At 64.8% G+C, this 6,000-nt stretch carries 2 protein-coding genes and 1 pseudogene; 1 reads left to right on the plus strand and 2 read right to left on the minus strand.

Translation table 11 applies throughout. The features are described from left to right. The first annotated feature begins 255 nt into the window (after positions 1-255). A complete protein-coding gene (locus HZZ13_RS25285) occupies positions 256-2,301 on the plus strand; it encodes a methyl-accepting chemotaxis protein (RefSeq protein ID WP_197962210.1) in 2,046 nt (681 codons plus the stop codon). A gap of 203 nt (positions 2,302-2,504) precedes the next feature. Here the strand turns inward: HZZ13_RS25285 and HZZ13_RS25290 are convergent, their stop codons facing one another. Together HZZ13_RS25290 and HZZ13_RS25295 are read right to left on the minus strand one after the other, a co-directional pair. Next, the gene (locus tag HZZ13_RS25290) at positions 2,505-4,475 is read right to left on the minus strand and encodes a carbohydrate porin (protein WP_197962211.1); all 1,971 of its coding nucleotides are present in this window, start codon (positions 4,473-4,475) and stop codon (positions 2,505-2,507) included. A gap of 552 nt (positions 4,476-5,027) precedes the next feature. After that, a pseudogene (locus tag HZZ13_RS25295) lies at positions 5,028-5,861 on the minus strand (DUF1194 domain-containing protein); the annotation flags it as partial. Positions 5,862-6,000 lie beyond the last annotated feature (139 nt).

Raw genomic sequence — 6,000 nt, forward strand, 5'->3', positions numbered from 1 at the left:
GTCAGTGTGGCCGGCGTGCCGGCGCAAGCCATTGATATAGGTATTCGGTGCGGAAGTGCTGGCGATTCTGCTTATTCGCCGCCGAAAGGGAACCCGTGCGCGACACCGTTCCCAGCCGTCCGGATCGGCCTGGCACCCCGCGGAACTACGGATCGTTGCTTAACGAGCCCTTAGTGGCCGCCGGCTAGTTTTCGCGCTTACAGAAATAATACGCGGGGACCTGAGGATGCGGATCGGCAAACTTTTGCGCTGTCGATGCTGGCGGTGACGGTATTTGCAGTCATTCTCGGCGCCGAGGTGCTGATCCCCCAGACGCGCATCTACGCGGATCGCTCCGAGGCCATCAAGGCGGTGGGCGCTTTCGGTGCAATTCTGGTGGTCAGCCAGCACGTTGCGGGTTATCGCGCGCCCTACATCTCGCCGATCTTCCAGGAAAATCCGGCGACGCCGGCGCAGCTCGAGGCCTGTGCGAAGGCTTCGAAGGCGTCCGACGCCGCCTTCGAGAATGCAAGGCGGTTTGTCCTCGCGTTGGACGACAATGCTTCGATCGCTGCAGATCTCGACCGCGCCGCGCGCCTGCTGAACGAGACCCGCGCGGCGGCCGATCGCGCCATGAGCGTTCCCCTGAGCGCACGCGACGGCGCTGCGATCAAGGGCTTCCTGCCCGCCATTGCCGAGATCATCCGGATTCTCGAGCCGATTATGAACCGGCTCGAGGCCAGGATCGCCACTGCCGATTCTTCGCTCTCGGCACTGCTGAGCGTCGCCCGCACAGCGCAGGATTTGCGCGTGTCGGCCGGCGGTCGCGCCGCGACGCTGTCACCGGCGCTGACCGCCCGTCGTCCGCTGACCACGGCCGAGTTCTCTCTGATGGACCGATTGCAGGGACGCGTGGAGGCGGATCGTGAGCGCATCGAGGCCGGTATCGATCAGCTTGGCAATCCGCCCCGGATTGCCAAGGCGTTCAAGGAGGCCATAGAGGCCTATTTCGGACAAGCCGCGCCGGCGGTCGAGAAAGAGATGCCGGCGGCGCGCAGCGACGCCAAATACGGCCTGACCAACGATGACCTCGCCACCGTCGTCGTGCCGGCCGTGCAGAAGTTCTTCGGCGTACGGGACGCGGCGCTGGCCGAGGCGACTGAGCGAGCCACGGCGGCGCGCAGCGCGGCATTGGCGGTGCTTGCGCTCGCCGGTATCGCCATGTTGGCCCTGCTTGGAACGCTCGGTGCTGTGACCATCATGCTGCGCAGGCGCGTGGTGGCGCCGCTCGGCCGGATCGCCGATGTGATCGCAGCGCTCGCCGCCGGGCAGCATGAGGTCGAGATTCCGGCGACGGGCCGCAGCGACGAGATCGGCCAGGTTGCCGGCTCGCTCCAGCATTTCAAGGATTCGCTGCTCGCCAAGAAGTCCGCCGACGAGGCCGCCGCGATCGAAGCGGAAGCAAAGCTGAAGCGCGGCCAGCGCATGGATCAGATCGCGCGCGAGTTCGAGGCCATGATCGGCGACGTCATCAACACCGTCTCGTCGGCATCCTCCGAGCTGGAAGCCTCCGCGGGAACGCTGACGAGCGCGGCCGAGCAATCGGAGAAGGTCACGGCGACCGTCGCCGCCGCCTCCGAGCAGGCCTCCACCAACGTGCAGACCGTTGCCGCCGCGGCCGAGGAGATGGCCTCGTCGGTCGACGAGATCGGCCGTCAGGTTCAGGATTCCGCGCGCATCGCCGGCGAGGCCGTGCAGCAGGCCGGGCGGACCAACGAGCATGTCGGCGAGCTCGCCAGGGCTGCAGGCCGGATCGGCGACGTCGTCGAGCTCATCAGCCAGATCGCCGGCCAGACCAACCTTCTGGCGCTCAATGCCACCATCGAGGCGGCGCGCGCCGGCGAGGCCGGTCGCGGCTTCGCCGTCGTCGCCTCCGAGGTCAAGGCGCTGGCCGAGCAGACCGCCAAGGCCACCGGCGAGATCAGCCAGCAAATCTCGGGCATCCAGGCGGCGACGGAGGACTCCGTCGCCGCCATCAAGGCGATCGGCGACACCATCGCCCGCATGTCCGAGATCGCCTCCGCCATCGCCGCCGCGGTCGAAGAGCAGGGCGCAGCGACGCGGGAGATTTCCCGCAATGTGCAGCAGGCCGCGCGCGGCACCCAGCAGGTCTCCGCCAGCATCGTCGACGTGCAGCGCGGCGCGAGGCAGACCGGATCGGCCTCCTCCAACGTGCTCGCATCGGCAAGGTCGCTTTCGGGCGAAAGCAGCCGCCTCAAGACCGAGGTCGGAAAATTCCTGGACGCGATCCGCGCGGCGTAGGACGTCGCGATATGAGAGTTGATCGCTGCAACGGAGGTGCGCTCCCTCTCCCGCTTGCGGGAGAGGGTCGGGGAGAGGGTGCTTCCACAATGGGACAATCTCCGAGAGGAGAAAGCCCTCTCCCGGCGCTTCGCGCCGACCTCTCCCGCAAGCGGGAGAGGTGAAACGGCCACCACCTGATTTCATCGCGCCAGCGCCCCAGCTCAGAACTCCCCGTGCAGCCGTCCCGAAAACACCGACACCGGTCCACGGTCGGCGTTGTACGCGGGGTTGACGATGAGCTGGTAGTCGGCGGTGAGGGTGATGTTCTTGTTCACCGCGTACGCGTAGTAGGTTTCGAGGATGCGCTCCTTGCGGTAGTTCAGCGCACCGTCGCCGATGAGCACGCCCGTGCCGCCGGCGGCGAGAAAATCGCGGTAGTCCTGCGAGATCGCGTTGATCGCGCCGCCGACGCCGATCACGTCGTCCGGCCTTCCCCATCTCGCGCCCTTGATCGACAAGCCCGCGGACAGACTGCGATGAATGTCGGTGAAGGCCAGCGTTTCGAACCGGCCGTCGTTCCAGCTCCAGCGGCCGAACAGCCCGACATCGTCGGTGATCGCCTGCTCGAGGTTGAGCACATAGCCGTACTTCACGCGGCCGCGCCGGGTCTGCGCGATGTCGAGATTGAGCGCGGGATCGGCCAGTGTCTCGCGGAAGCTGCCCATATTGGCACTGTCGAGCCAGCCCATGGTCCTGAGCTTGCCGGGCTGGCCGAGCAACGAGAAGCGCGTCTCGAGCTCGAGCACGTACTGGCCGCGCTCGCCGACCCTGGTGTCGAAATGATTTGAATTGGACTCCGAGACCATCAGGAAATAGCCGCCGCGCAGCGCCCAGTGCTTCTGGTTGAGCTCGGCGGTGACGCCGTAGGTGAGGCCGACCTTGTCGGCGGAATAGTCGAAGGCGCCGGGTGCCCACAGCGACCAGTTCATGAAGTCCTTGCGGGTGTCCTTGGCATAGGCATTGCCGTCGAACACGTCGACCACGGCAAACTTGCCGGCCTGCAAGGTGAGGCGCGACACGTCGACCTTCTGTCCGAGCTGCAGCTGGCTGCTGGCAAGCTCCTCCTGCTCGCCACCAAAGCCGAAGGTCTGGCGCACGAACAGGCGCGAGGTGTTGTAGTGCGGATAGGGGAAGTTCGACTTCTGCGCCTCACCGTTCGGGAAGCCGGCCACGCCGACCGTGTCGCTCAGTCCAAATCCCTGCAGCAGCTCGGGATTGTAATAGACCTCGCCGCCGTCCCACAGCCGCGCGTTCAGGAACAGGCTGTTGCTCCAGGTCGCCTTGGCCTGCCGCGACGGCGACAGCGAGTTCGGTCCGGTATAGAGCGCGGGGAATGATGGATAGCCTTGCGGCAGATAGGTGCTCTGGCCGTGGATCTCCCAGCGATCCGATTCCGTGTCGATCAGCGAGCTTTTCGGGTCGTAGCTCGGTAGGCCCGGCCAATCGACCTTGCGGTTGAGGCCGAGCCTGACCTGCTGGAAGTCGAACGAAGAGGAGGTGTACTGCGCGCCCGTGGAGAAGGCGACGTTGGCGCTATCGAAGTGGCTGTAGAGATATTCGAGCCGCGCGCTCCAATGCGGCGCGAAGCCGTACTCGACGCCGGCGCCTGCGACCCAGCCGGGCCGCGTGTTCAGGATCTTCGGGATTTCGACGCCGGAGGCCGGCGCGTCGAAATAACGCTCGCCCATAAAGGCGAAGCCGCCGGTGGCGTAGACGAGCCACGGCCCGCTGCTGTAGCCGACGCGGCCGCGCAGGCTCGCAGTGTAGTCCCATTGCTGGGTGATGGTGTTGGCGGGCGTCGCCAGGAACGAGACGATCGAGTTCGAGGTGATGTAGTTGGGAAACGAGAAATCGCCTTCTACGCCGACCAGCCAGCCGGAGTTGAGGCGGTAATTGTACCCCGCCTGCACGCCGCCGATCATGCCGCTGAAAATGCCGCTGCCGCTGAGTGCGGTGCCGTCGGTCAGCGCAAAGTGCGACGAGCCGCGGCCATAACCGGCATGCGCGCCGATATAGAGGCCGGTCCAGTCATAGACCGCTCTCAAGGCCGGCGCCTTCAGCGGCAGATCGGCCGCGCGGCCGGCGGTCGGAAAAGCCAGCACGCCCGTGGCAATCGCCGCGGCCGTTCGCAAGCACCGGTGTCTGTGACCTCTCAACGCCAAAACGCACGCCCCCAAACGCGAATGTGTCCCACCCGCCGCAATATCCCTGACGGGTCGCGGCGATTCTGTCATCAGGTTCCGGTTGTTCACGCTGTCGGCCGAGATGATCCCGGTTCGACGCGTTTTCTTCCCAAGTCCCTGCAGGTGCTGCGAACCTTATTGCGATTAATTCGCAATAGCAACTAGCGCGGATTGCCGCAGGTGATGGTTCGTACCCTTGTGTGACGGGGCTGCAACATCGCTTGGGAAAACAGGATCTCGACTGCCCGAACGGAGTCGACCTCTGCTGCTGGAGGATCAATCCGCGAGGATGGGAGGGGTGATGGCATGGCCGAGGGACGACGGCCAGACACCGGCCAGCGAAAGCACCTAGCAGCCGCGGCAGATACCCTTAATCTTCTTGGAGAGCGCCGCGTCCTCTTTCTTCAACGTGTCATCATTGGCCACCGGATTGGTCGCCACCGGGCTGATCGCCACCGGACTTTTGGCCGGCGGGCCAAATGTTGCTGGACTGTTCGACAGCCACCGCTCCTGCCAGAGCTTCTCACCGATCGTGCAGAGTACCCGCGGCTTCTCGTTCACGGAGGGCGCAGTCGACGCGTTTGGCGTGCGGCCGGCGACCTCTAGAACCAGCTTGGTCTGGATGGCTTCCTTGAAGTTCTCGCGACCGGTGATCGGCACAACAAAGGAGCCCGGGCCGCCGATCACGCAATCTTCGTAGTACCAATCGATGTGGTCGATGTGCTGGAAGTCCGTAGGATCAGCGGGTGTCGCAAAGGTCATGATCGGCAGGCCGGTGATGACGATGCCCTGCTGCAACGCCGTGTCACGCGCTGTGGTGACAGGATCGCCGTTGCTGTTGGGGCCGTCGCCGGAAATGTCGATGATACGGCGCGTGCCGCGGTACGGGCTCTGTTCGATCAGCGAGACGGCGAACTTGATTGCACTCGAAATCGAAGTGCGCGAACCGCGACGGATCGGCGCCTTCATGATTTCAGCTGCGGCGGCCTCGGCTGATTCCGGTCCGTCGATCTGTCGCCAGGAGACGATGATTTTCTGGTCGCCCGTGGATGACCATTCGAAATAGGTCAACGCCATCTTGCCGCTAGGGCCGGCCCTCGAGGCGCGCAGAAACTCCTTGGAGACGATGGCCTTAGCATAGCCTTCGCGTTGAGCTGCAAGGACATCCGGCTCCACCGAATACGAGACGTCTACCGCGATCACGAGTTCGACATCTACGACGGGGCGGCTGTTGCCTTGGGCCGCTGTTTTCGGCTGTGAGGCCGGCTCGGAAAACGCGTGTGCCGATGTCAGCATCGCAATCAGGATCGATCCAATTGAGATCCGCCAATTCACGATCGCCCTCCAGATACCCGTTCTCATTCTGACACGCGGAACGTGCAATCGGAAGGGCTGTGAGCCGGGCCCTTGCCGAGCCGTCTGGCGGCAAAAAGGATGACCCCGCCTGGGGGGACAGCCGGGCGGGGTCATCCTT

This window comes from Bradyrhizobium agreste (assembly GCF_016031625.1).
GTDB lineage: Bacteria > Pseudomonadota > Alphaproteobacteria > Rhizobiales > Xanthobacteraceae > Bradyrhizobium > Bradyrhizobium agreste.